Consider the following 3,233-nt stretch of genomic DNA (forward strand, 5'->3'; position numbering starts at 1 on the left):
GTATGCTGCCGGAGGTGCCGACCATCTGTGTTGGCCAGCCGCATGCGCTCGACCCGTCGCGCTGCCCGGAAGGCAAGGCGGTCCTCTGGCTGCAACTACCCGAGGCGCCTCGCCACATCAAGGGCGACGCCGCCGGCAAGCTGCAGGCACCAGCGGACGGGCAATGGACCGATGTGCTGCGCGAAGCCTATGCCGATCGCGCTGAAGCGATCCTCGCCAGCCATATCGAGGGCTTCAAGGACAGCGTCATTGCGCGGCGCGCCTATTCGCCGGCCGATCTCGAGGCGATGAACATCAATCTGGTCGGCGGCGATCCCTATGGCGGTTCCTCGACCATCGACCAGTCCTTCCTTTGGCGGCCGTTCAAGACCAGCCGCAACCATCAGACCGGCATCAAGGGCCTCTACCATATCGGCGCCTCGACCCACCCGGGGGCCGGCCTTGGCGGCGGTTCCGGCTTTCTCCTGGCGGGGAGGCTGTGATGGAAGAGAAGGTCACTGAGAAGCGCCAGCGCATTTCGACCCTGGGGCAGATCGGCCTGCAGCAATTCGCGCCCTATCTGATGAACCGCATCATGGGCCGCTACAACGCCACCTTGCGCGACGATTTCCGCAAGCAGGGCCTGACCATTCCGCAGGTGCGCACGCTGGCCGTGCTGTCGGTCACCGACGGCATCACCGTCAACGACCTCTCGGTCTATACGGTGATCGAGCAGTCGACCTTGAGCCGGACGCTCGACTCACTGGAGGGCCAGGGTCTGGTACGGCGCGAGCAGGGCGTCACCGACAGCCGCATCCGCCATGTGTTCCTGACCGATGAGGGCCGCGCCGAGTTCACCCGCGCCTGGCCGGCCATGCACGATGCCTTCGAGGCGATGTTCGACGACATCGACGACGCCGAATATTCCGCACTCATCGCCACGCTTTTGAAGATGCTGAAGAACATTCGCAAGCACGACATCTAGCATGACCCCGAAAAGTGGATCCCGGTTTTCGGAAGAGGTCATGCTCAAGCAGATAGACCTACGCGCCGCCAGCCTCAGGCGGTAACGGAAGGATTGAAAAAATGGCCGAACGGTCTTTTGCCAAGGAAGTCGAGAAACTCCGGCTCGGCGCCGGCGAGGAGTTTGCCGGCGAAGGCATCCTCGCTATCACCAAGGCGCTGCTGCAATGCGGCGTCGGCTATGTCGGCGGCTATCAGGGCGCGCCGATCAGCCATCTGATGGACGTGCTGGCCGACGCGCAGGATATCCTGGGCGAGCTCGGCGTGCATTTCGAGGCCAGCGCCTCGGAAGCCACCGCCACCGCCATGCTGGCCGCCTCGGTGCACTACCCGATCCGTGGCGCCGCGACCTTCAAGTCGACGGTCGGCACCAATGTCGCCTCCGATGCGCTCGCCAATCTCGCCTCCGGCGGGGTCACCGGCGGCGCGCTGATCATCGTCGGCGAGGACTACGGCGAGGGCTCCTCGATCATGCAGGAGCGCAGCCACGCCTTCGCCATGAAAAGCCAGGTCTGGCTGCTCGACCCGCGCCCCAATCTGCCATCGATCGTCAAGGCGGTGGAGGACGGTTTCGAACTGTCGGAGATTTCCAACACGCCGGTCATGCTGCAGGTGCGCATCCGCTGCTGCCACGTCCACGGCCATTTCATCGCCAAGGACAACAAACGGCCGCCGATGACTGTCGCCGATGCGCTTGACGCACCGCGCCGCGACACCGGCCGCATCGTGCTGCCGCCAGCGTCCTTCCTGCATGAGAAGGAGAAGGTGCAGAAGCGCTGGCCGGCGGCGGTGGACTTCATCGCCAAGAACAAGATCAACGAGTTCTTCGGCTCGGATCATGGTTCGGTCGGCATCGTCCTGCAGGGCGGCATGTACAATTCGGTCATCCGCGCGCTGCAGCGGCTCGGCCTTGCCGACATTTATGGCGACACCGACGTGCCGCTCTATGTGCTCAACGCCGTCTATCCGCTGATCGATGACGAGTTCCTGTCATTCTGCGAGGGCAAGCAGGCGGTGCTGGTCGTCGAGGAAGGCCAGCCCAACTACATCGAACAGGCCTTTGCTTCGATGCTGCACAAGGCCGGTCGCGGCACCAGGCTGGTCGGCAAGGAGTACCTGCCGATGGCCGGCGAATACACCGGCCAGGTCATGCTTGACGGCATCGGCGCCTTCCTGCGCGCCGATGCGCCGCATCTTCTGCCCGGCGAAGTGCGCGCGCCCAACAAGGTCGGTGACGGCGTCGACGCAGCCGACCTGATCAATGTCGTGCCGGGCCGTCCGCCGGGCTTCTGCATAGGCTGCCCGGAACGGCCGATCTTTGCCGCGACCAAGCTGGTCGAGCAGGAACTCGGCAAGCACCATATCGCATCCGACATCGGCTGCCATTTGTTCTCGATCATGCCGCCTTTCGAACTCGGCGCCACCACCATGGGCTATGGCCTGGGCCCGGCCTCCGCCTCAGCCTTCAATTCGCCCGATGCCAAGCGCCGCTCGATCTCCTTCGTCGGCGATGGCGGCTTCTGGCACAACGGCCTGACCTCTTCGATCGGCAATGCGGTTTTCAACAAGAACGACGGCGTCATCGTCATCGTCGACAATTTTTACTCGGCGGCCACGGGTGGGCAGGACATCCTCTCGTCCCGCGCCGGCAACAAGACCAAGTCGACGAAACATCCGATCACCGAGGCGGTCAAAGGCATGGGTGTCAAATGGCTGCGCCATGTCGACCGCACCTATGACGTGACCAAGATGCAGGACACGCTGCGCGAGGCGCTGACGACGGACGAGAAAGGGCCGAAGGTCATCGTCGCCTCGTCCGAATGCATGCTCAACCGGCAGCGCCGCGAAAAGCCGCTGGTCGACAAGGCGATCAAGGGCGGGACCCGTGTCGTGAAACCGAAATTCGGTGTCGATGAGGATATCTGCACGGGCGACCATGCCTGCATGCGGCTGTCCGGCTGTCCCTCGCTGTCGGTCAAGTCAACAGACGATCCGCTGCGCGACGATCCGGTCGCTCATATCGACCAGAGCTGCGTCGGCTGCGGCAATTGCGGCGAGGTCGCCGATGCGGCAGTGCTCTGCCCATCCTTCTACCGCGCCGACGTCGTCCACAATCCGAGCCGCTGGGACCGTTTCCTGGAAGCCGCGCGCCGCGCCACCATCAGCCTGTTGCAGCGACGCCGCGAAAGCCGGCGGCTGACCTTCGCCGATGCTTGACGCTGTCCCCCCAC

At 64.2% G+C, this 3,233-nt stretch carries 2 protein-coding genes and 1 pseudogene; all 3 read left to right on the forward strand.

Annotated features, from left to right (window positions below):
• Positions 1 to 482 (forward strand): annotated as a pseudogene (locus EN893_RS25620) (NAD(P)/FAD-dependent oxidoreductase); the annotation flags it as partial.
• Positions 482 to 964, forward strand: coding sequence for a MarR family transcriptional regulator (locus tag EN893_RS25625; RefSeq protein WP_127270494.1), 483 nt, complete (start codon positions 482 to 484; stop codon positions 962 to 964). The pseudogene EN893_RS25620 and the gene EN893_RS25625, both read left to right, overlap by 1 nt.
• Positions 965 to 1,065: 101 nt before the next feature.
• Positions 1,066 to 3,219, forward strand: coding sequence for an indolepyruvate ferredoxin oxidoreductase subunit alpha (locus EN893_RS25630; RefSeq protein WP_127271584.1), 2,154 nt, complete (start codon positions 1,066 to 1,068; stop codon positions 3,217 to 3,219).
• Positions 3,220 to 3,233: the final 14 nt, after the last annotated feature.

The organism is Mesorhizobium sp. M7A.F.Ca.CA.004.04.2.1, from assembly GCF_004022825.1.
Classification (GTDB): Bacteria; Pseudomonadota; Alphaproteobacteria; order Rhizobiales; family Rhizobiaceae; genus Mesorhizobium.

Coding starts and splice junctions, on each gene's coding strand:
- EN893_RS25625 (WP_127270494.1), top strand. CDS start 482: ATGGAAGAGAAGGTCACTGAGAAGCGCCAGCGCATTTCGACCCTGGGG.
- EN893_RS25630 (WP_127271584.1), top strand. CDS start 1,066: ATGGCCGAACGGTCTTTTGCCAAGGAAGTCGAGAAACTCCGGCTCGGC.